At 31.4% G+C, this 22820-nt stretch carries 20 protein-coding genes and 2 pseudogenes; all 22 read left to right on the top strand.

What is annotated here, in order from left to right:
* The first annotated feature begins 2 nt into the window (after positions 1-2).
* Entirely contained in the window at positions 3-1340 is a 1338-nt protein-coding gene (locus tag HMPREF1253_RS05190; protein ID WP_036739548.1) for an FTR1 family protein, read from the top strand.
* A 9-nt stretch (positions 1341-1349) separates the two neighbouring features.
* Positions 1350-2015, top strand: coding sequence for an iron transporter (locus tag HMPREF1253_RS05185; protein ID WP_023055711.1), 666 nt, complete (start codon positions 1350-1352; stop codon positions 2013-2015).
* Positions 2016-2110: 95 nt separating this feature from the next.
* Positions 2111-3334: a DUF2318 domain-containing protein gene (locus HMPREF1253_RS05180; RefSeq protein ID WP_023055697.1), complete on the top strand. Its 1224-nt coding sequence runs from the start codon at positions 2111-2113 to the stop codon at positions 3332-3334.
* A gap of 8 nt (positions 3335-3342) precedes the next feature.
* Complete coding sequence (locus HMPREF1253_RS05175; RefSeq protein WP_023055694.1) at positions 3343-4626, top strand: ABC transporter permease; 1284 nt, start codon at positions 3343-3345, stop codon at positions 4624-4626.
* Entirely contained in the window at positions 4616-5764 is a 1149-nt protein-coding gene (locus HMPREF1253_RS05170) for an FtsX-like permease family protein (RefSeq protein ID WP_023055710.1), read from the top strand. The genes HMPREF1253_RS05175 and HMPREF1253_RS05170 overlap by 11 nt, the downstream gene beginning before the upstream one ends.
* 11 nt (positions 5765-5775) lie before the next feature.
* The gene (locus HMPREF1253_RS05165; RefSeq protein ID WP_023055704.1) at positions 5776-6495 is read left to right on the top strand and encodes an ABC transporter ATP-binding protein; all 720 of its coding nucleotides are present in this window, start codon (positions 5776-5778) and stop codon (positions 6493-6495) included.
* Positions 6492-6917: an FMN-binding protein gene (locus HMPREF1253_RS05160; RefSeq protein ID WP_023055716.1), complete on the top strand. Its 426-nt coding sequence runs from the start codon at positions 6492-6494 to the stop codon at positions 6915-6917. The genes HMPREF1253_RS05165 and HMPREF1253_RS05160 overlap by 4 nt, the downstream gene beginning before the upstream one ends.
* The gene (locus HMPREF1253_RS05155) at positions 6917-8119 is read left to right on the top strand and encodes an ABC transporter permease (protein WP_023055701.1); all 1203 of its coding nucleotides are present in this window, start codon (positions 6917-6919) and stop codon (positions 8117-8119) included. The genes HMPREF1253_RS05160 and HMPREF1253_RS05155 overlap by 1 nt, the downstream gene beginning before the upstream one ends.
* A gap of 171 nt (positions 8120-8290) precedes the next feature.
* Positions 8291-8767 (top strand): annotated as a pseudogene (gene metG, locus HMPREF1253_RS05150) (methionine--tRNA ligase subunit beta); the annotation flags it as partial.
* 60 nt (positions 8768-8827) lie between these two features.
* A complete protein-coding gene (locus HMPREF1253_RS05145) occupies positions 8828-9697 on the top strand; it encodes a radical SAM protein (RefSeq protein ID WP_023055699.1) in 870 nt (289 codons plus the stop codon).
* 85 nt (positions 9698-9782) lie between these two features.
* Positions 9783-11120 carry an aminopeptidase C gene (locus tag HMPREF1253_RS05140; RefSeq protein ID WP_023055705.1) on the top strand — a complete coding sequence of 446 codons (1338 nt, stop codon included), beginning with the start codon at positions 9783-9785 and terminating at the stop codon, positions 11118-11120.
* Positions 11121-11368: 248 nt separating this feature from the next.
* Positions 11369-11746, top strand: a complete 378-nt coding sequence (locus tag HMPREF1253_RS05135; protein ID WP_023055717.1) for a YbaN family protein — start codon at positions 11369-11371, stop codon at positions 11744-11746.
* Complete coding sequence (locus HMPREF1253_RS05130) at positions 11736-13445, top strand: ABC transporter ATP-binding protein/permease (RefSeq protein ID WP_023055698.1); 1710 nt, start codon at positions 11736-11738, stop codon at positions 13443-13445. The genes HMPREF1253_RS05135 and HMPREF1253_RS05130 overlap by 11 nt, the downstream gene beginning before the upstream one ends.
* Positions 13442-15100, top strand: a complete 1659-nt coding sequence (locus HMPREF1253_RS05125) for an ABC transporter ATP-binding protein (protein ID WP_023055719.1) — start codon at positions 13442-13444, stop codon at positions 15098-15100. Before HMPREF1253_RS05130 ends, HMPREF1253_RS05125 begins: the two co-directional genes overlap by 4 nt.
* Positions 15101-15916: a hypothetical protein gene (locus HMPREF1253_RS05120; RefSeq protein WP_023055706.1), complete on the top strand. Its 816-nt coding sequence runs from the start codon at positions 15101-15103 to the stop codon at positions 15914-15916. It begins immediately after the preceding gene.
* A 301-nt stretch (positions 15917-16217) separates the two neighbouring features.
* Positions 16218-17606, top strand: a complete 1389-nt coding sequence (locus tag HMPREF1253_RS05115; RefSeq protein WP_081696589.1) for an NEAT domain-containing protein — start codon at positions 16218-16220, stop codon at positions 17604-17606.
* On the top strand, positions 17603-18583 hold the full coding sequence (locus HMPREF1253_RS05110; RefSeq protein ID WP_023055702.1) for a heme-binding Shp domain-containing protein: 981 nt from the start codon (positions 17603-17605) through the stop codon (positions 18581-18583). The genes HMPREF1253_RS05115 and HMPREF1253_RS05110 overlap by 4 nt, the downstream gene beginning before the upstream one ends.
* A complete protein-coding gene (isdE, locus tag HMPREF1253_RS05105; protein WP_023055715.1) occupies positions 18570-19487 on the top strand; it encodes a heme ABC transporter substrate-binding protein IsdE in 918 nt (305 codons plus the stop codon). Before HMPREF1253_RS05110 ends, isdE begins: the two co-directional genes overlap by 14 nt.
* Positions 19474-20463, top strand: coding sequence for an iron ABC transporter permease (locus HMPREF1253_RS05100; RefSeq protein WP_023055709.1), 990 nt, complete (start codon positions 19474-19476; stop codon positions 20461-20463). The genes isdE and HMPREF1253_RS05100 overlap by 14 nt, the downstream gene beginning before the upstream one ends.
* Entirely contained in the window at positions 20453-21214 is a 762-nt protein-coding gene (locus HMPREF1253_RS05095; protein ID WP_023055714.1) for an ABC transporter ATP-binding protein, read from the top strand. The genes HMPREF1253_RS05100 and HMPREF1253_RS05095 overlap by 11 nt, the downstream gene beginning before the upstream one ends.
* Before the next feature lie 9 nt (positions 21215-21223).
* The gene (locus HMPREF1253_RS05090; protein WP_023055712.1) at positions 21224-21739 is read left to right on the top strand and encodes a flavodoxin family protein; all 516 of its coding nucleotides are present in this window, start codon (positions 21224-21226) and stop codon (positions 21737-21739) included.
* Positions 21740-21777: 38 nt separating this feature from the next.
* A pseudogene (locus tag HMPREF1253_RS05085) lies at positions 21778-22820 on the top strand (hypothetical protein); the annotation flags it as partial.

Genomic DNA, 22820 nt, shown 5'->3' with positions numbered 1-22820 from the left:
AGATGAATTTATTAAAGAAAAGGACTAGCATTTTCGCACTGATAGTAATCATGATTAGTCTCGCTTTCATGCCTGCTTTTGCAGCAGAAACAAATTATAGTAACTGGGTTGAAGTCGCTGATGCTATGTCAGAACATTTACAAAAAGCTGTGGAAGTTTACAAGCCTGGAGATAAGGATGCTAAAAAAGCAGCCACAGATGCAATTAATGTTGCTTACTTTAAATTCTATGAAAAAATTGGATTTGAAAAAACAACTATGTCTGCAATTTCAGGCCAAAGGGGTTCAATGGTTGAACATCAATTTTACAGAGCAAAAAAATCTATCAAAGAAGATGCAGACCCAAAAGAAGTTAAAGATGAAATTGATGCACTTATAACTTATCTTCATGAAGATGCTCATACTCTTGATGGAACCTCTGGAGATTCTAAGTCCAGTGGTCAAAGTCAAGAAGATGTAAACAGCCTTTCAACAGGTCAATTGTTGGGAGAGCTGCTAAAAAGATTTGGCACATTTTTTGCAGTTCTTGGTCTTACACTTCGTGAAGGACTTGAAGCCATTTTAGTTGTAGCTGCCATTGCTGCATATTTATCAAAGACTAATAATAGAATTTATTTAAAAGGTGTATATATTGGAGCCTTGCTAGGCATTGTTTTTTCAGTAGTCCTAGCTGGAGTATTTAATATCATCGCCAATACAGTGGGAGAAGTTGAGTCTGGAATGGGACAAGAAATATTCGAAGGAATTGCGATGTTTCTTGCTGTCATCGTACTATTTTATGTATCCAATTGGATGCTTTCTAAATCTGAAGTTGAAGTTTGGAATAGATACATTAAAAACAAAGTTGAACAATCTGTTTCCAAGGGTAATTATTTTGCCTTATCTTTCACTTCATTCTTAGCAGTAGCGAGAGAGGGTGCAGAACTTATTTTGTTTTTCCAAGGTATGAGAACAGGCATTTCTGATAATCCGATGCATATGTGGATTGGACTTTTAGTTGCCGCCATAATACTTGCAATTGTATATTATTTAATTGCTAAAGTTTCTGTAAGGCTACCATTAAAACCATTCTTTACATTTACTTCTTGGCTAATGTTTATACTTTGCTTGTCTTTCTTAGGAAAGGGCATAGGAGAATTACAAGAAGCAGATGTAATTGGCAGAACTATAGTTCCTTGGATGAATGGATGGTCTGCTGAAGTTATAGGAATATACGATAGGTATGAAAATCTTATTCCACAAATTATTCTATTAGTAGTAACCATTGTTTCTGTTATCTATCAAAATAATAGAAACAAAAAAATTAGAGCTGAGCTTGAAGCCAGCCAAGAAAAAAAATAGGAGGGTATCATGTTAAAAAAGAAAAGTTTATTTCTTGTTGTTATGACACTTGTGTGTGCATTAATGTTTACAGCTTGTGGTAAAAAAGAAGATACAAAAGCTAATAATACAGCTAAAACTTCTACAGAAGAAAAAGCACCAGCTGAAGGAAACAAGAAAGAAGCAGGAGATGCAAAAGCTGCAGCTCCAGGAGAAGATGCAGGATTTGAAGAATTTCCAATTGGCGATGACCAAACTAAAGGACCTTTAGTAATCTCTGGTGTATATTTCCAACCAGTTGATATGGAACCAGCAGGAAACTCAATTCCTAAAGAAGATGCTGACTGCCATATTGAAGCTGACATTACAGCATCACAAGAAGGTTCAACATTAGGTTATGGTGTTGGTGATTTTGTTCCATGGTTAAAAGTAAAAGCTTATTTACAAAAGAAAGGTTCAGACCATGTTCAAGAAGTAGCTTTCATGCCAATGAACGCATCTGATGGTCCGCACTATGGTGCAAATATTAAATTTGACGAAGGTGTTGGCGTTTATAATGTAAAATTCGAAGTAGCTGCACCAGGCAATGACTACTTACTACACGTAGATAAAGAAACTGGTGTAACAGGTAGATTCTGGACAGAACCACTTGTTGCAGAATGGACTGACTTCGAATGGAACGGACCACAATGGTAAAGTTTTGAAAATTTTTAATATTTTGAAGGGGAATTCACGTTCCCCTTATATGCATTTATGGGGGTGAAATTATTTTAAAAATTTTTATTAAAGTTATGGAGGCGGGAATAGCCTTTTCTCTAATGATTTCTTTAATACTTGCCTATTATACAACTAAAGAGAGCAAATATAAAAAGTATGTTATTATAATTTCTTTAGTTTTAGGGGTAATTGCAGCAATTGTTTCAATAATTATAAGAAATATACCTAATTTTATTAATAGAACAGAATTGAATTTCTGGTCTATGGTACCCATAGTTATCTCAGTATTTTTAATATTAATTTTTATGATATTTGAAGATAAGATAAATGCTAAAATTTATGATAATTTCATTTCATCATCGGTTGTTGTTTATCTTGTAGGAATTTGTTTTTATTATTTACCGTATGTATTTAACCAATCAAACAAATTTGTATATTATGGCGAAAGTGCTGTTTCAACTATTGTACTTTTTAGGATTTTAGGCTTTGTTTTTGGGATAATCATGATGATTTTATCAGGACTTGCCATATATAAGTCTTCAGTTAAACTTGAAGGTAAAAACTTAAAGATTATTGTTTTTTTGAGCTTGATATGTTCAGGTATAAGCCAATTTAACGTCATAATTCAAAGATTTTATTCTAAAGAGATTATTCCTAGAAATGTTAACTTTTTTAGAGTTATTGCATTTATAGCTAATCACGAAAATGTGTTTTTATTTGCAACAATGTTAATTATGATAGCTATTCCAGTAATTTTATATAAGCAAAATATTAAAGTTAATGAAGATTATAGCAATAGGGCTCAGTTAAGAAAAATAAAGTATAGAATGAAGAATAAAAGACATTGGGCAATTTTTTTCCTTGTCGTTCTGTTTATTAATACTTTTTCATTAACGGCTGGAAAGGCATATGCTAATAAGGAACAGGCCCTTTCACCACCTGAAGATTATCAAACTGAAAATGGAATGATTGTTATTCCTTTAAGTAGCTTAGAGGATATGCATTTGCACAGATATTTGTATAAGGCAAAGGATGGTGCAAAAATGAGATTTTTCTGCATTAAAAAATCAGAAGGTTCCTATGGAGTTGTACTTGATGCCTGCGAGATATGTGGTCCATCTGGATATTTTGAAAGAGGCGATGATGTTATTTGTAAGTTGTGCGACGTTGTAATGAATAGGGGTACAATAGGTTTTAAGGGTGGATGTAACCCGATACCTTTCCCATACATTGTCCATGATAAAAAGATAAAGATTGCGCCAAAAGATCTTGACGCATTGTCTTATGTATTTAAGTAGGAGGGCTTATGTTTTGGAGAATAGTTAAAGGAGCGCTTTTTAGACAAAAGGGAAAGATGGCTCTTATTGCATTTACAGTTGCCCTTGGAGCTTCTCTTGCCACTTCAATGTTAAATACCATGCTCGGCGTTGGAGATAAAGTTAATCAAGAATTAAAGACCTATGGAGCAAATATTAATGTATTGCCTAAGGAAGCTTCCCTTCTTGATGATTTGTATGGCATGCAAGAAAAAGAGGGGCAGGTTCAAAAATATTTAAAGGAATCAGAACTTCCAAACATTAAAACTATTTTTTGGGCTTACAATATTGTAGACTATACGCCATATCTTAACACTTGGGTTTCTTGTAATAATGATTCTAAACATACTAAGATGGTAGGAACATGGTTTAATAATCATATGGATTTGCCTACTGGAGAATCAGTTGATACTGGTATGATTAGACTTAAAAACTGGTGGGAAGTTCAAGGCGAGTGGTTATCAGAAAATGATAGCGATTCAGTTATGCTTGGAAAGATTTTTGCAGACAGAAATGGATTTAAAGTTGGTGATGAAATCCAACTAAAAAGCAATAATTTAGACAAAAAATTAAAAGTTAAGGGTATTTTCTCATCAGGTTCTGATGAAGATGCATTTATATATTCTACTTTAAAAACAGCACAAGAATTTGCTGGAGTTACTGGAGTTGTAAATAAAGTTGAAGTATCAGCTCTTACTACACCAGACAATGACTTAGCAAGAAAGGCTGCCAAAAACCCACTATCTTTAACTATTAAGGAATGGGAAGTATGGTATTGTACAGCTTATGTTTCTGCTATTTGTTATCAAATAACAGAAGTAATGACTGATTCTGTAGCTAAGCCAATTCGCCAAGTTGCAGAAAGTGAAGGAGATATTTTAAATAAGACTACTCTTCTTATGGTTTTAATTACAGTATTAACTTTGATTGGTTCAGGCTTTGGTATTTCTAATCTTATTACAGCATCTGTAATGGAAAGATCTAATGAAATTGGACTTCAAAAAGCTATAGGGGCGTCAAATGGAAGGATAATTTGCATAATTCTTGTGGAAATAATTTTGACAGCGATATTTGGAACAGTTATAGGTTACGGTGTTGGTCTGCTACTTACTCAGATTATTGGTCTAACAGTTTTTGGCTCAGCAATAGCTCCAACAGCTATGGTAGTTCCTATTGTAGCAATACTTATTATTCTTGTTACAATATTGGGGTCAATACCAGCTATAAGATACCTTTTGAATTTAAATCCAACGGAGGTACTACATGGCAGATAAACAAAGTAAAAATAAATTTTACTTAAAAATGATAATGACTTCCTTGGCAAGGAGACGTGCAAGAATGTTAACAGCACTACTTGCTATAGCTATGGGAGCAACAATTATTTCAGGACTTGTTACTATTTACTATGATATTCCTAGGCAAATGGGTAAGGAGTTTAGGTCTTATGGTGCAAATATGTTGGTAATTCCCACTAACCCTGATAAAAAAATTACCAATGAACAGTTAGATGAAGTTAAATCGTTAATTCCTTCAGGAAAGCTTGTCGGTCAGGCACCCTATATTTATACAAATGCAAAAATTAATGAACAACCTTATATGCTTGCAGGTACAGATTTAAAGGGAGCGAAAGAAAATTCTCCATACTGGCTTATTGACGGTTCATGGCCTGAAAAATCGAGAGAAGTTTTAATAGGTAATGAAGTTTCAAAGGCTTTGGAATTAAAAGAGGGAGATAAAATTATTATAAATACTCCCAAAGTTAATGGAGAAGGTTCTATAGATACTAATTTTGTTGTTTCAGGAGTTGTAACAACAGGTGGTAAAGAAGAAGAACTTATTTTTATGAGTATTGATGATATTTCACAGCTTGTTAAAGACAAAAATTTTGATATCGTAGAATATTCAATAGAAGCTGAACAAAATGAACTTTCAAAAATAGTATCAAATATTTCACAAAAGGATGGATCTCTAACTCCACAAATGGTAAAAAGAGTTACCGCCTCACAAGATATAGTTTTGAATAAATTACAAGCTCTTGTCTTCATTGTAACGATAATAGTATTATTCATAATGATGATATGTGTATCCACAACAATGATGGCAGTTGTAACTGAAAGGCGTAAAGAAATAGGTCTTAAGAAAGCTTTGGGCGCCACAAATGCCTCAGTAATCGTTGACTTTTTAGGTGAAGGAGCATATTTGGGAGTTTTTGGTGGACTTTTAGGTGTTGCATTAGGATATATATTTGCCAATAGAGTAAGTATTTCGGTTTTTGCTAGAAAGGTAAGTTTCTTGCCTCTTTTAGTACCTATGACAATTATTGTTTGTATAGTAATAACTATAGTTGCATCTTTAATACCAGTATCTAAAACTGTTGATATTGATCCAGCTTTAGTGCTTCGTGGAGAATAGAAAGGAATTTTATGGATATATTAAAACTCGTAGATGTTTCAAAAATTTATGGTGAACTTAAAGCCCTTGACAAAATTAATTTAAGTGTAGAAAAGGGTGAATGGATTTCTATAATGGGTCCATCAGGTTCTGGTAAAACAACAATGATGAATATTATCGGTGCCATGGATAAACCTTCATTTGGCGAAGTTATTTTGGATGGTGAAGATATAGCAAAAAAATCACCTAAGGAACTAACAGTTATTAGAAGGGATAAGATAGGACTTATTTTCCAACAATTTCATTTAGTTAATTATTTAAGTGCTTTGGAAAATGTAATGATGTCACAATATTATCATTCTATGCCAGATGCACAAGAAGCAATGGAAGCTTTGGCTGCAGTAGGTCTTGCTGATAGAGCCAAGCACTTACCCAACCAATTATCAGGTGGGGAACAACAAAGAGTATGCATTGCTAGAGCTCTTATTAATCATCCTACAATACTTTTAGCCGATGAACCCACAGGAAATTTGGATGAAAAGAATGAATATATAGTTCTTGACATATTTGAAAAACTTCACAATGCAGGATCAACAATTATTGTTGTAACTCACGACCCTGAAGTCGGTGAAGAATCTGAAAGAATGATAACTCTTGAACATGGTAAAATTTCAAAAGAAGAAAAAATGAAAAGAAAAAGACCAGTTCTTGATTCTGTAAAAAAAGATGAAAAACTTAAGGAGTTTATATGAGAAAATTTTTAAATGTATTAATAATTTTTTCTTTGGGGCTTGTCCTAGTTGCTTGTGGAGGAGATAAAAAAGAAGAAGCTCCAAGCGTAAGCTATAAAGACGGCACATATCAAGGAGAATCTGCCAAAGATGAAAGAGGCGGACTTGTAAAGGTGGATATAACCGTTAAAGACAATAAGATTGAATCTTGCACAATGCAAAACATTGATGGAGATGGAAAAGAAAAGGATGAATCTTATGGTCAAAGCCAAAATGAAGGACTATATAAGATAGCCCAACAAGCTATAAATCTTGCAAAGTCATACCCAGATAGATTAGTGGAAAAAGGAAATCCTGAAGGAGTGGACGTTATTTCGGGAGCAACAGAAACCTACAAGCAATTTATAGAAGCTTGCAATAATGCTCTTGATGGTGCAAAATAATGAAAGATTTATACACAATTAATTTAGCAAAAAAAAATATAGAAAATAAGAAGACAAGATCAATTACCTTGATTTTTCTTGTAGGGATTTTAACTTTTATTTTATTCATGTCATCATTTATAATTTTTTCTCTTAAAAATGGCATGAAATCTTTATCAGATAGGATGGGAGCAGACATTATAGTAGTTCCAGAAGGTTATGATTCTAAAATTACAGGTGCAATATTAAGGGGAGAACCTAATACATTTTTTTTTGACAAGGACATATTAAGTAGAGTAAAAAAAATACCGGGCATAGAAAAAGCTTGTGGCCAAGTTTATCTAGCTACACTTTCTGCTGGATGCTGTTCTTTTCCCATTCAAGTTATAGGAATTGACTTTTCTGATGACTTTAGCGTTAAACCTTGGCTTGAAAAACAGATTAAAACTCCAATTAAAGCTGGGCAAGTTGTTGTAGGTGCTAACATTGTGGGGAATATTAATCATAAGGTTAAATTTTTTAATCAAGAATTTGATATAAGAGGTAGGCTTGCAAAAACTGGCATGGGTTTTGATAATTCAGTTTTTATGACAATAGAAGAAACTCATAGATTAGCCAAGGAATATGAAAAGATAATTAATCATCCGGTGGCAAAAAAAGATGATATATCTTCTATTTTAGTAAAAGTTGAAAAAAACAAAGATCCAAAAACAATTCAAAAACTTATTAAAGAAGAATTTAAAAAAGAAAAAGTGTATCCTTTATTGCCAAGAAAAATAATGACACAAGTTTCAGATTCAGCAAAAAACATGCTTGTATATGTGTATATATTGATAGCTTTGATTTGGATACTAGCTTTCTTTATTTTAAGTCTTGTAAATACCTTATCAGTTAAGGAAAGGAAAAGAGAATTTGCAACCATAAGGATATTAGGAGCAACAAAGAAAAAACTCAGTGAAGTAGTTCTTATTGAATCTATGCTAATTAATGGTACAGGTGCAGTCATAGGTTCTGTGCTTTCCTTTGTTTTAAGTATAACTTTCAATAATGTATTTTCATCACTTTTGAAAATGCCTTTTTTAAGACCGAATATATTCCTTATGATTTTAATGTTAATAATAGTAATAATTTTGGGAACCTTGTTAGGACCAATATCTTCAATTATTGCTATTAATAAAATAAATAAAGTAGAATTATTATTGATGCAAAGAGATAATGATTAAAATAGGCTCTTTGTCAAATTTTGGGGAGACTTGTTAACTCGAGTCTCTCTTTTCATTTAAAAATCAATACTTAAACGCTAATAAAAGATCAAAACTAAAATAACTAAAAAACCATTAAAAATAAACATAGCAAACAAGACTCATAGGGGTTTTGCGAAATTTTCCCATTTTCTTATCCCAACAATGAAGCCAATAGGCTTAGAAAAGGTAGAAAATAGGGATTCATCAAAAGAAATTTACGAAACTTACGACAAACTTACAAAAGAAAAAATAGACTTTTCAAAAGTAAAAGTTGAACCGCTATTTGAAGACATAGTGGACTTTGAAACTTTCTCAAAATCTGATTTTAGAGTTGTAAAAGTTTTAAACTGCGAAGAAGTTCCAAAATCAAAAAAACTTTTGAAATTTACATTAGATGATGGTTCTGAAAAAGAAAGAGTTATATTATCTGGTATTAAGGAATATTACAGCGCAGAGTCTTTAATTGGAAAGACACTACTTGCGATTTGTAATCTTCCTCCTCGTAAGATGATGGGAATCGACTCAGAAGGTATGATTATATCTGCAATTTGTGAGTACGACGGAGAAGAAAAACTTAACTTAATAATGTTGGATGATAATATTCCAGCAGGATCAAAATTATATTAAAATAAATTTAAAAACAGGGGTTATTAATTAAAATAATTCCGGTTTTTTTGAGGTGATTATTTGGAATATATAGGAAAAGTTTATAGACCTCCATCAGAATGGAGGAGTTTAATTGTTCAGGCTACTGTTGGGTGTAGTAACAATACCTGCACCTTTTGCTCCATGTATAAAGACGATTATTTTTATGTAAAAGATGAAGAAAAATTATTTAAAGAACTTGAAGAAGAATCAAAAAATTTTAATGGATATAGAAGAGCTTTTATAGGTGATGGAGACGGTCTTTGCCTATCTAAGGAAAGAATAATAAGACTTAATAAAAAAATTAAAGAACTCTTCCCTTACATTGAAAGAATAGGAATATATTCAACTGCAAAAGATGTAAACAAAAAATCTTTAGAAGAATTAAAAGAAATTAAAGAGTCTGGAATAGAAATTGTTTACATGGGAGTAGAAACAGGTTCGGACCTACTATTAAAAAAAATAAAAAGAACTGAAAATAGAGAAAGTTTTTTAAAGGCGGCAAAAAAACTTCATGCTGCAAATATAAAACAAAGTTTAACCCTTATAACAGGTCTTGGAGAAAATAAAAATATTTTAGAATATGCAAAGGATACAGGAGATTTAATATCAGAAATGAATCCAGAATACTTATCATTTTTAGCATTGACTTTAGAGCCTGGCTCTGAACTTTATGAAAAATATATGCAAGGTAAATTTTATTTGCAAAATCCCAAAGAATCATTAGAAGAAATATATTATTTTTTAAGCTTTTATAAGGGCAAAGGACCAACAATATTTCGTTCAAACCACGCATCAAATTATTTGTCATTAAAAGGTCAGATACCTGAAGATGTTGAGAAATTAAAAAAACAAATAGAAAATGCCATTATGAATAATAATTATAGACCGGAATATTTAAGAGGCTTATAAAGCTTACAATTAAATTCACTAGGAAGAATTGAATTTTATTATCATAAGGGCTATTATAGTAATGTAAATAAAAAAGGAGGAATTTATGGAAATAAGTAAAGAATTTTTAAAAAAATTAAAAGATGAATTTGAATCCTGTCGCACAAATAGAATAGCTCAACGTGCTGCAACAAACACAGGACTTTTAGAAGCATCCGTTGACAGATTTGAAGACAAAATAAATCAAAATCGTCATACTTTCAATATAAACTTAAAAGAAACAGAAGTTAGAAACCAAAAAAAATCAGGACGTTGCTGGATGTTTGCATCTTTAAACCTTATGGAATATAAACTTTGTCAAAAAAATAATTTAAAAGAATTTGAACTTTCACAAAACTATACTTTATTTTATGACAAACTTGAGCGCTCTCATTATTTTTTACAATCAATTGTAAAAACATTTGACCAAGATGTACATGGAAGATTAGTAAGCCATCTTTTAACAGACCCTATGGGAGATGGTGGACAATGGGATATGCTAAAAAATATAGTTAAAAAATATGGAATAGTCCCAAAATATTCAATGCCAGAAACAGAAAACTCTTCAAATACATCAAGTATGGATTCATATTTAACAAAGATGTTAAGAATGTTTGCAAAAGATTTAAGAAATGCCCATGAAAATGGAAAATCAGATGAAGAAATTCAAAAAATAATAGAAGAAGACATGAAAGCCATTTATCGTACCCTATGCATTTGCTTAGGAACACCACCAAGCAAAATTGATTTTGAAGCAAGAGATAAAGACGATAAATTTATTTCACATAAAAATTTAAGTCCAAATGAATTTTTTGATAAATTTGTAGGAATGAATCTTGATGATTATATTTCAGTTATAAACGCACCAACAAAAGACAAACCATATTACAAATCCTACACCGTAAAATATCTTGGAAATGTTGTAGAAGGAGACATTGTAAGATATGTAAATGTTCCTATTGAAGAAATGAAAAAAATGGTTTTAAAGCAACTTCAAAGTGGTGAACCTGTTTGGTTTGGATGTGACGTAGGACAAAACTTCTATAGACAAGGATCAAGACTTGACCTTGAAAGTTTAAGAGTAGATGAACTTTTAGGAGTTGACTTTAAATTTAATAAAGAAGAACGTCTTGACTATAAAGAAAGCTTAATGACTCATGCAATGGTATTTATGGGATGCGACTATGATGAAGAAAAAGACAAAATAAATCGCTATCGTGTAGAAAATTCATGGGGAAAAGATGCAGGCTATAATGGATTTTTAGTAATGAGTGATGAATGGTTTAACGAATATATGTATCAAGTATTAATTAACAAAAAGAATATTTCACAAGAAATAGTAAAAGCATATGAAAGTAAACCAACTGAACTTGAACCATGGGATCCAATGGGTTCACTTGCATAAAAAAAGATATATAATATAAAACTTCTCGTAAAAATTGCGAGAAGTTTTTTTATTAAAAAATACAAAAAAAGTTAACCCCGGTTAACAAATTTAAAAACAATAAAAAGTAGATATATACAAACTTGTAGAAGAAAAATAAGAAATAAACAAAAAAAGGTAAAGAATAAATCTTATCAAAAACCTTTACTTTAAAAAATTACTTTGATACTATCAAAAGCATAATAATATCAATTATCAGGAGGTAATTTTTGAAATACATATTTATAATTTTAGGATTTATTTTTTTAGGAATAGGTATAGTTGGAATATATTTGCCACTTTTACCGGCAACACCTTTTCTACTTTTAGCAACAGCATGCTTTGCAAGAGGATCAAAAAAGTTTGAAAAATGGTTTAAAAATACAAAAATTTATAAAAATAACCTAGAGCCTATAAAAAACAAAGAAGGCCTTAGCCTAAAGAAAAAGATAAAAATTTTAGCCACGATAACTCTTTTTATAGGAATATCATTTTACTTGGTAAAAAATTCTCATGGAAGAATTTGTCTTATTATGGTTTTACTTTTTCACTATATTTATTTTTTCACAAAAGTTAAGACTGTTAAGGAGATGAAAGATGCTAAATAAAAAACTTTTAAATGAAATAGGTAGAGAAAAAAAATCCATAATAACCTTAATAATTTTAAAAATACTTGAACTTTTAACAAATATAGCCTTAATATTTGCCATAGGTAAATTTATAGAAGAAATTGTAGCAGGAAAATATGAAGAAAAAATATTTATAATTCAAATATTATTAATAATAATAATTGCAAAAATTTTAATAATAAAAATAAACTCCTACATATCCTATAAAGTATCAGTAAATATAAAAAAATCTTTAAGACAAAGACTTTTTAGAAAAATTTATGGATTTAAAATGGAATATGGAGAAAAAATATCTATATCTGAAATAATAAACTTAAGTGTAGAAGGAATAGAGCAACTTAATATATTTTATGGAGAACTCTTGCCCCAACTAATTTTTTCAATTTTAGGACCCCTTATTTTATTTTTAATAATGTCCTTAATAAATATAAAAATTTCTCTAATAGCCCTTGTTTTTATACCCTTTATACCCATAGCCATAATGATGGTACAAAAACTTGCAAAAAGAGTTGTAAAATCCTATTGGAAATCATACACAAATTTGGGAGAAGTTTTTATAGATTTTTTATATGGACTAAGCACCCTTAAAATCTTTAATACCGCTGACAAATATAACGAAAAATTAAATAAGATGGCAGAAGATTTTAGAATGAAAACAATGAAACTTCTAATGGTTCAGCTTAACAATATAACAGTAATGGACTTAGTTTCCTACACAGGAAGTGCCACAAGTATTTTTATGACCCTTTATTACTTCAGTAAAGGAGAAATTAATATATTTACAGGCTTTGCATTTATTTTACTATCTCAAGAATTTTTTACTCCCCTAAGAAGACTTGGAGCTCTTTTCCATGTAGCCATGAATGGAATTTCAGCAGCAAATAGCCTATTTGAAGTTTTAGACATAAAAGAAACCGAAGATGGTATAAATGAAATTACAGATGAAGAAGTAGAAATAAGCTTTAATAACCTTAACTTTTCTTATGACAAAGAAAAAATATTAGAAAATTTAAACCTTAAATTTAATAAAAATCAAATAACTTGTTTAGTAGGAAAAAGTGGTTCAGGAAAATCGACCATTGCAAAACTAATTTGCGGAATGCTTAAAAACAAAGAAGACTCAATTATTTATAATGGAAAAACCAATATAAAATCAGATAGCTTAATAGAAAATATCTGTATGATAGATAATTCTCCCTTTATTTTTAGCCAAAGCTTAAAATATAATCTTCTTCTTGCAAACCCCTTGGCAAAAGATGAAGAACTGGAAGAAAGCTTAAAAATAGTTGGACTTTATGAATATTTTAAAAATCAAAAGGGACTTGATACACTTCTTGAAAGCCAAGGAAATAACCTGTCCGGAGGTCAAAAACAAAGAATTTCCATAGCAAGAGCAATATTAAGAAAACCGAAAGTTTTAATTTTAGACGAAGCTATTTCAAATATAGACATAGAATCAGAAGAAATAATATTAAAAGTATTATCGGAAATGAAGAAAAATATGAACATAATTTTAATAACCCATAGACTTAGAAACACAGAAAACTCAGACTATATATACTTTGTTCAGGATAAAAAAATAATAGAAGAAGGAAGCTTTGAAGAAATGCTAAATAAAAATAATTTTGCGAAGCTTTATAAGGCTCAAATGGACTTAGAAATGTGGGGTGTCAAATGATAAGTCTAAAAGAAAGAAAAACTCTCTTACAAGACCTCTTAGGGCTTGTAAAGCCATTAAAAATCCAAATGTGTTTTGCAATTTTGTTCGGACTTTCTGGACATGTTTTTGCAAGTCTAATACCAGGACTTGGCTCTTTGTACTTTGGGAAAATATATATGGGAGAAAATATAAAACTTAAAAATATTTTAATTTTACTCCTTATCCTTGCAATTTTAAGAGCCCTATTTAAGTATATTGAACAACTCTTCAACCACTATGTAGCCTTTAAAACTCTTGCCATAATAAGAGATTTGGTATTTAAAAGCTTAATAAGACTATGCCCAGCAAAAATGGACACAAAAGACAAGGGACAACTTATATCAATAATAACCTCAGACATAGAACTTTTAGAAGTATTTTATGCCCATACAATATCGCCAGTATTAATAGCATTTTTCCACACACTTATATTTTTCATAATCCTATTAAAAATAAATGTAAAATATGGTATTTGCCTTTTAATTTTTCATATAATTCTTGGAGTAATTGTTCCTGTCATAACTGAAAAATTAGGCAAAAAAGTAGGAGAAAGCCAAAGAAAAAATCTATCAAACCTAAACTCATCAATCCTTGAAAGCTTTAAGGGAATAAAAGAAATAATTAATTTTTCAAGGCAAGAACAAAGATTTGAAGAAATAGGAAAATTAACAAGAGATTTAAACAGGTCCTCAAAAAAATTGTCAAAAAATATGGGGAACAATTTTTCCATATCATCAAGCCTAATAATACTAGCCGATTTAATATTTATACTTATAGGATCTAATCTCTATAAAAATGGACAAGTAAACTTTGTAAATTTAATATTTCCAATAACAATATTTATATCATCCTTTGGACCCACATCAGCCTTAGCATCCCTTGGAAACAACTTAGTACTCACCTTTGCATGTGGAAAAAGAGTAATGGGCATATTAAAAGAAAAAGCAGAAGTAGAAGAAATTAAAAACAAAAAAGATATAAGCTACGAAAATATAGACCTTAAAAACATAGAATTTTCTTATGATGAAACAGAATTAATAAAAAACTTTAACCTATCAGGAAAATTAAACGAAATAATAGGACTTCAAGGAAAAAGCGGTTGCGGAAAATCTACAATTTTAAAATTAATAATGAGATTCTTTGATCCAAAAAAAGGCGAAATTTTCTTAAACAGTGAAAATATAAAAAATATAAATAGCAAAAACTTAAGAGAAAATATTTCCTATGTAGCTCAAGAAAGCCATCTTTTTAAAGGAACAATAAGAGAAAATTTATTAATAGCAAAAGAAGACGCAAAAGAAGAAGAATTAATAGAAGCAACAAAAAAAGCAAACATATATGACTTCATAGAATCCTTAGAAAAAGGATTTGACACAGAGATAGTAAAAGATAAGACCCTACTTTCAACAGGACAAATTCAAAGACTTGCCCTGGCAAGAATCTTCCTAAGAGATTCAAAATTATATATCTTAGATGAACCAACAGCAAACATAGACGCTTATAACGAAGGAATAATATTAAAATCCCTCTACAAAGAAAAAGACAACAAAACAATTTTTATATCCTCCCATAGGAAAAGCACCCTTAGAATCTGTGATCGTATAATAAATATGGAAAGGAGTATAAGTTCGTAAATGAAAAAAACAAATCTAACAAAAATGCAGGTCCAATATCTTTTATTTTTAAACAATAATTCAGGAAAAAATACAATAACTGAATTTTCAAAAAACTTTTATTGCTCCAAGGCAAACGCAAAAAAAATAATGGATAGAATGGTTATCTTAGGCATATTCTATAAAGAATTAAACAGATATTATTTAACAGCCATAGGAGAAAAATACGCAGAAGCATACAATAAAAAAATAAGTAATTCACAAATAATAGTAGAAAACGCCTTTAAAATAAAAGACGAAAAAAATAGAGAAATAGCAGAAGAATTAATTTATATAGAAAATTTAAATGACGTTATAGAATACCTTTCAGAAAAAATAAAAGAAATAGAAAAATTAAAAACTAAAATAGCGGGAGAGGACATCCTTAACATATATTCAAAATTTCCCTGCGAAACCCATCTAACAATCTATAAAATCAGTGAAAATAACAAGGAGTCCTTTGTTGAAAACTCCATGGCAATGATGGGATTTGAAAAAAATTTTGAAATAATAGAAGACGAAGAAGCCTACATTTGTATAAAATCAAAAATAATAGAAAAAATTCATGGAGGATACAATAAAAAAGCCATAGCAATAATCTTATACTATGAAGACGAAAAAGGAAGCCATAAAATAGATGGAGAAAATGGAATTTTTAAAATTCCCCTAAAAGTTGTAAAATATTGGAACAAATTGGGGAAAAGCTCTATGCAAACATCACTGAATTTAACCATAAAATCCCAAATAGGCTTTATCAGCCATGTAGAAAAAGCAAATTTTATTTTTTTGTTAACCTAAGTTAATATCAAAAATAATTATCATTATCTAAAAATAATGGCTTGAATTTAAGCTTAATAAAATCAATTATCAAAAAGAAAATAAAAAATCAGAAATAAGTTAACTCAGGTTAACTTATTTTTTTTTATAAAAAATCTTTAAAAAAGTAGAAATGCGTTTATAATTAGGGTGATGTCAATTATATGATATCAATTATCAAATTATAAATTACAAAAAGGAGGTTTTTAAAATTAAAAAGAAATACGTATTTTTTTTGATTTTACTTTTAATTTTTTTACCGAAAATAAGCTTTTCAAAGGAAATGGATTCAGAATTTCCAAAAAAAGAAGATCTTGGCTTAGAAGACGGTTTTTATAAAATTCCAATAAAACTTTGGCATTCAATAGAAGAAAAAGAAAGCATGGGAAATAAAGCTTTAAATCAAACAGCAGAGATAGAGGTAAAAAATAAAGAAGGATATTTATACATAGGTTCAGGAAAGATGGAGTACATGAAATTAATAGCATCCCTTGTAAATTTATATGTGCAAAAAGAAGATGGGATTTTTTATCCAGCAGACAGGGGATCTTTTACCATGGAAATTCCTGACGAAGAAGAAAAAAGGCCATCAGTATTTAAAACTAGCCTGCTAAATAAAAACGAAATGACCTATGTTTATGTTGACCCTAAAGTTGAGCCTATGGGAGATGCACCCATAAAAGCAAGACTAAAACTTGACTTTTCAAAACTTGAAAAAATCAACTATGAAGACGCTAAACTAATAAAGGAATTTGAAGAAGGACCTAAAAAGAAAGAATTTAATCCAAAAGAAAAAGCGGTCCTTCAAAACAAGGGAATATGGGTTTACGCAGATCCGGACACCTTTGACAAAGAATACACCTTTTATGGAAACAAACTCTCTGGAAAAGCAGCAGAAGAAGTTTCATCCAAATTTACACCCTTAGATCAAGTAGCAGTATATAACATTGAATTTTTGGGACCAGTTGACAAAGTCATAGACAAAGAAGACGTACAAGGCAAAAGAGAAAAAATAAAACCTAAAAAAGATTTTGAAATAAAACTTCCACTATTTAAGTTTTCCAAAGACGATAACTTAAAAGTGTATGACTTCACAGAAGACAAAAAAGAAGTAAACTTTGAAATTGACGGAGAACACGTAAAATTTAGGGGAAAAAATCCAGGCAACTATGCCTTGGTCAAAGTAGCAGAAAATAAAACAAAAGTAACAAACTCCATAGACAATAAAACACAAGGACCAAAGCTTAAAACAACAAACTCCCAAAAAACATCAAAAGCAAAAGCCTTTATGAACTCTGTAAAAGCACCAAAATCACAAAAAATAAAAACTTCAACAAGCTCAAGAAATTTACAAAGCTCAAAAAGCGTAAAAGCAATAAGCAAAAAAACACCAAGCCTTGAAGAAATAAAAGCAAGCGTAAAAGCACAAGGAGAAAATGCAAGCTCAAACCTAGGGATAAAAGCCAGTGAAAAAACTGAAAAGGCAAACACAGAAGACAAAGAAACATTAAAATCAGACACAAGAGAATCAAAAGCCATAATATTTTTTGCCATAGTAATTATATTAGCAATAAATATTACAAGCATCATATTCATTAAAAAATGCTTAAACTTAATCCTTAATTTAAAAGACGAAGAAAGATTATTAAAAGAATTAAGGAGGAAAGAATGAAAAGAAAAATTTTAATATTTTTATTGATGTTAAGCCTTTTGACAACCACCAAAGCCCTAGCCTACACCCAAGAAATATTTAAAGCCACACCCTATTACATACATCCAGTCACAGGAGTAATAGAAGACGCAGGCAACAATCCAGGCATAGGACAAGGAATGACAGAAAATGTACTTAACCCCCAAGCCCTTTTAGAAACAACAGACGACGGAAGAATGTTCCTATCAGTTAGATATAGTCTTGCAAACTATATAAAAAACGAAACATTTGCAGTGCAAGAAAGAGGAGAAAAAGACTTTTATTCAGTATCAGCAGAAGTAACAGGTCAAACAGAAGAAACAAAAGACTATAGATTTGAAATCCCCTCAAAAAATGTAATAGTAAGAGCAACATTTTTCGTAGGACCAATGGGAAGAGATGTAGTTTTCTATTATGACATATCAAATCCCGCGCCAGGTAACACCGACTTTAAAACCTTAGAAGACCTACCAGAAGACAATCAACCAGTAAACATAGGGCAAGAAGAAGAAATAGAAGAAAATCAAAATACAGCACAAAACCCTATAGAAACTGAAAAAAACACAGGAAATAGCCCTTTAAACTTAAAAAATATGAAACCTGTAGAAGGAGGCTCCCAAGTAGGACAAATTCTACAAGCAAGTGAAGGAGAAAAAATAGAAGTAAAGCCAGTAAACTCAAAATTTTCAGCAGGAGATTTAGGCTATAAACATGGTCTATTAACAAAAGACTCACCCCAAATAAAAAAACTATACTACTCCGACACAAGCGAAGAAGAAAAAGACAACAGACCCCTTGGGAAAATAACAATGGCATTTATATATTTATTAATAGGAGTTTTATTTTCAGTAACAACAATTTTAATTCTAATAAGCCTACTAACATTTTTATACTATAAAAAAATGGAAAGCGACTTAGAAGACGAAAGAATGGAGGCATATGAAAATGAAGAAAACTAAAATTTCTACACTTTTACTTGCAATCCTCCTATTAACAGGATGCGTCAACCAAAAAACAGAAGGAAAGAAGACCGGAGGCAACTTAAGAATAGCAGCAACATCCATGGCAACAGTTTACATTATGGAAAAATTAAACATAGACCTAGTTGCAGTACCAGACTCAGAAATAGATAAAATGCCAGAAAGATATAAAGACGTACCAAAAGTAGGTATGGCAATGACACCAGACATAGAAAAATTAAAACAAATAAATCCAGACTATGTTTTTTCACCAGTGTCCTTAATCTCAGACCTACTTCCAAAATACAAGGCAGCAGACCTTGACTATGGATTTTTGAATCTAAACAACACAGATGGAATGTATAAGTCAATAGAGGATCTGGGAAAATTACTTAACAGAAAAAAAGAGGCCAAAGCCTTAATTGACGACTACAAAAAATTCATAGACGACTACAGAGAAAAGCATAAGGACAAAAAAGCACCAAAGGTATTAATCCTTATGGGTTTGCCAGGGTCCTATGTAGTAGCAACAGAAAACTCCTATGTAGGAAGCCTCGCAGAACTTGCAGGAGCAGAAAATGTCTATGGTGGCACCAATCAACAATTCATAACAATAAACACAGAAGACATGCTACAAAAAGATCCAGACATAATATTAAGAACAGCCCACGCCTTGCCAGAAGAAGTAATGGAAATGTTTAAAAAAGACTTTGCAGAAAATGACATTTGGAAACACTTTAGGGCAGTTCAAGAGGGAAAGGTTTATGACCTTGACTACAAAAAATTTGGTATGAGTGCCAAGTTCAACTACAAGGAAGCCCTAAATGACTTAGACAAACTCTTCTATGGAAAAGACTCAAATGAAGTAGGAAATACAGGTGATAAGACAAATGAAGAAAAATAAAATCATCCTAGTTTACACCATATCAATCCTAGTCCTAATAGGACTCATACTTTATTCAGCAAAAACAGGATCTATAGAAATGACCTTTGGCAAATTAATAAGAGGCTTGTTCATAGAATATGATCCCGACGTGGCGACAATATATGACCTTAGGTTTCCAAGAATAATAATCTCAATACTAGCTGGAGCAGCCCTTGCAACATCAGGAGTTCTCCTTCAAGCAGTAATGCAAAATCCCCTAACAGATCCAGGAATAATAGGAATATCATCAGCAGCTAGTCTATCAGCAAGCCTTGTAATGATATTATTCCCTGGCTTATATGCCTTTAGCCCACTTTTTTCAGTTGTGGGAGGACTCCTTGCCTACCTCTTAATATATTCACTAGCTTGGAACGGAGGATCCAACCCAATAAAATTAATCCTCGTAGGTGTGGCACTCAACATGACCCTAATAGGAATAAATGACGCAATAAAAGCCATGATGGGAGGAAACCTAACAAACGTACAATCCATAATAGAAGGAAATGTAGCACAAAAAACCTGGTCAGACGTAAAAATTATGGCAATTTACGGAATCCTATTTCTAATAATAGCACTCTTCACCATAAGAACAGCAAACCTACTTCAACTGGAAGACCAAACAGCAAAATCCTTGGGAGTAAACGTCAATAGAGACAGATTTATTCTGGCACTAATAGCAATAATTCTAGCCTCCGTATCAACAGCAATAGTAGGAGTAATAGGATTTTTAGGATTAGTAGTACCACACATAGGAAGAATAATTCTTGGCTCAAACCACAAGAACTTAATACCCTACTCAATGATATTAGGAGCCATAACCCTCCTATTATCAGACACCTTAGGAAGAGTAATAGCCTACCCCTACGAAATAAAACCATCAATAGTAATGACAGTAATAGGCGGAATATTTTTCATTACACTACTTAAAATAGGAGGAAAAAACTATGGAAATTAAACACTTATTTTTCTCCTATGGAAAAAACTCAGTAATTAAAGACTTAAGCCTAAAAATAGAAAAAAATAAAATAACCACCCTCTTAGGAGCAAACGGCTGTGGAAAATCAACCCTCTTTAAACTAATAACAAGAGTGGAAAAACCAAAAATGGGTTTTATAAGTCTTGATGGCAAAAATATAAAAAATATAGAGAGAAAAGAATTTGCAAAAAAAGTTGCCATAGTTAGACAAAAAAATCAAATAGCAGGCGATATTAAAGTTGAAGAACTTGTTGCCTATGGAAGAAATCCCTACCTAGGATTTATGCAGAAGCCAAGTCAGGAGGACAAAAATAAAATAAACCAAGCCATAGAAGTTTGTGGTTTAGAAGAAATAAGAAAAGAGCGAGTAAACTCTCTATCAGGTGGACAAGTCCAAAGGGCGTGGATAGCCATGGCAATTGCACAAGATAGTGAGATACTTCTCTTAGACGAACCCACAACCTACTTAGACATAAAATACCAGGTAGAAATTTTAAAACTAATAAGAAATTTGAATAAAAATCTTGGCAAGACAATAATCATGGTCCTTCACGACATCAACCAGTCCTTAGAATATTCAGACACCATAGTAGGAATGATGAAGGGAAAAATCGAATTTCAAGGAAAGGCAAGCCAAGTCTTGACAGAAGATAAGATAAGCAAGATTTACGACACAAGGCTAAAAATAATAGATATAGAAAATAAAAAATATGTATTTGCAGAAGACTAAGGAGGAAAAGTGAAAGGACTAATAATTTATTCATCAAAGACGGGAAACACCAAGAGAATGGCAGAAAAAATTTATGAAGTCTTAAAAGACAAGCAACAAATGACAATAAAAGACATAAGAGATGCACCTGAAGTAGAACAATTTGACTTTATACTTTTGGGAGCCTGGATTGATAGAGGGACCTTAGAGACCAAGACCCTAAAGTTCTTAAAGACCATCAAAAATAAAAAACTTGGCTTATTTGCGACCTTGGGAGCCATGCCAGACTCAGAACATGGAAGGAAGGTGATAAAAAATCTGCAGGACCTATTAAAAGATAGAGATTCCCTGGGACAATACATATGCCCAGGACTAGTAGACCCAAAGATGATAGAAAAATTAAAAGGAATAACAGGACTTGTAGTTCCAAAAAAGATAAAAGAAAAAATGATAGAAACAAGCCTTAAATCAAGAAAGGCAACAGAAGAAGAACTATTAAAAGCAGCAAACTATTTTGCGGAGAACATAAAACGATTAGCAAACTAAAAGCTAAAAGTAAGAAGAAAAATATGAAAGGAGTACTAATGAACAAAATAAAAAGAATAATATCGGCAACACTTGTCGGAATTATGATAATCCCCTCGGCAGTATCGGCATTCCAGATAGCACCTGTGGAAGATATAAACCCTATAATTCAAACAGTCCAATTAAGAACAACGCCAAATAAGGCAGTTCTTTCATTAGGTAAGTATGAAGCAATGCCTCTTATAGATGAAACAGACCCAATGAATGCAGGTATAAAAGGGCTTTGGGAGAATGGAAAGTTTAAATACACCAAAGAAGAATATAATAAGATGCTTGCGGCTCGTCACACAGATAACAACGGTCTTTTAAACGTGGAAATAGGAGTTAATCCATATTACGAAGTTGAAATTAAAGACAATAAAGCAAACCTTACAGTATCTTATGTAAACAATGTAATGGGAGAAGAAAGTCCTGAAGAATATGGTTTAGTAAAAATAAATGACGATGAAGAGATCAGATATAAAACTGCCGACGGAAAATTACAACCTGTCGAAATATTGGATGGAGAAGAGTTTACATTAGACCCGGCTATGGAAGAGTATGGAGAGAGAATTACAAAGATAAGATTAGAAAATGTACCTATATCTAAACTTGGAGATGCAAATCAATTCATATATCTTGAAAATGCCAGATATGTACGTTGCTATAGTGAGTGGAATAATCTAAAAGTTGATGCCAAACCGGCCGAAGGGGAAGACCCCATCAAAAACATGTATGGCATCAATAACTTTGACTTGAATAAAATGGTCCTTGTGGAGAGTGCAACACCTGGCTTAAATAAAGCTGATCTACAAGAAAAGGTGAATGAAGCTAAGGCTATAGCACAAGGTAAGAAAACAGACGAAGCTTTTAATACTCTTAAAGCTGCAATAACAACAGCAGAAGAAACATTAAAAACTGCAACAGATCAAGAAGCTTTAAACCAAGGAGTAGCGACACTACAGGCAGCAGTAGAAGCCTTTAAAGCAAGTGAAGACGTAAAGCTTCCGATAGAAGACGGAATATACACAGCACCTGTAGAAGTAGACCATGCATATAATCC

Source organism: Peptoniphilus sp. BV3C26 (genome assembly GCF_000478985.1).
Taxonomy (GTDB): Bacteria; Bacillota; Clostridia; order Tissierellales; family Peptoniphilaceae; genus Peptoniphilus_B; species Peptoniphilus_B koenoeneniae.
Note: the sequence above shows the minus strand (reverse complement) of the source record. Positions and strands in the feature narration are given on the sequence as shown.

Coding starts and splice junctions, on each gene's coding strand:
- HMPREF1253_RS05190 (WP_036739548.1), top strand. CDS start 3: ATGAATTTATTAAAGAAAAGGACTAGCATTTTCGCACTGATAGTAATC.
- HMPREF1253_RS05185 (WP_023055711.1), top strand. CDS start 1,350: ATGTTAAAAAAGAAAAGTTTATTTCTTGTTGTTATGACACTTGTGTGT.
- HMPREF1253_RS05180 (WP_023055697.1), top strand. CDS start 2,111: ATGGAGGCGGGAATAGCCTTTTCTCTAATGATTTCTTTAATACTTGCC.
- HMPREF1253_RS05175 (WP_023055694.1), top strand. CDS start 3,343: ATGTTTTGGAGAATAGTTAAAGGAGCGCTTTTTAGACAAAAGGGAAAG.
- HMPREF1253_RS05170 (WP_023055710.1), top strand. CDS start 4,616: ATGGCAGATAAACAAAGTAAAAATAAATTTTACTTAAAAATGATAATG.
- HMPREF1253_RS05165 (WP_023055704.1), top strand. CDS start 5,776: ATGGATATATTAAAACTCGTAGATGTTTCAAAAATTTATGGTGAACTT.
- HMPREF1253_RS05160 (WP_023055716.1), top strand. CDS start 6,492: ATGAGAAAATTTTTAAATGTATTAATAATTTTTTCTTTGGGGCTTGTC.
- HMPREF1253_RS05155 (WP_023055701.1), top strand. CDS start 6,917: ATGAAAGATTTATACACAATTAATTTAGCAAAAAAAAATATAGAAAAT.
- HMPREF1253_RS05140 (WP_023055705.1), top strand. CDS start 9,783: ATGGAAATAAGTAAAGAATTTTTAAAAAAATTAAAAGATGAATTTGAA.
- HMPREF1253_RS05130 (WP_023055698.1), top strand. CDS start 11,736: ATGCTAAATAAAAAACTTTTAAATGAAATAGGTAGAGAAAAAAAATCC.
- HMPREF1253_RS05125 (WP_023055719.1), top strand. CDS start 13,442: ATGATAAGTCTAAAAGAAAGAAAAACTCTCTTACAAGACCTCTTAGGG.
- HMPREF1253_RS05120 (WP_023055706.1), top strand. CDS start 15,101: ATGAAAAAAACAAATCTAACAAAAATGCAGGTCCAATATCTTTTATTT.
- HMPREF1253_RS05115 (WP_081696589.1), top strand. CDS start 16,218: ATGGATTCAGAATTTCCAAAAAAAGAAGATCTTGGCTTAGAAGACGGT.
- HMPREF1253_RS05110 (WP_023055702.1), top strand. CDS start 17,603: ATGAAAAGAAAAATTTTAATATTTTTATTGATGTTAAGCCTTTTGACA.
- isdE (WP_023055715.1), top strand. CDS start 18,570: ATGAAGAAAACTAAAATTTCTACACTTTTACTTGCAATCCTCCTATTA.
- HMPREF1253_RS05100 (WP_023055709.1), top strand. CDS start 19,474: ATGAAGAAAAATAAAATCATCCTAGTTTACACCATATCAATCCTAGTC.
- HMPREF1253_RS05095 (WP_023055714.1), top strand. CDS start 20,453: ATGGAAATTAAACACTTATTTTTCTCCTATGGAAAAAACTCAGTAATT.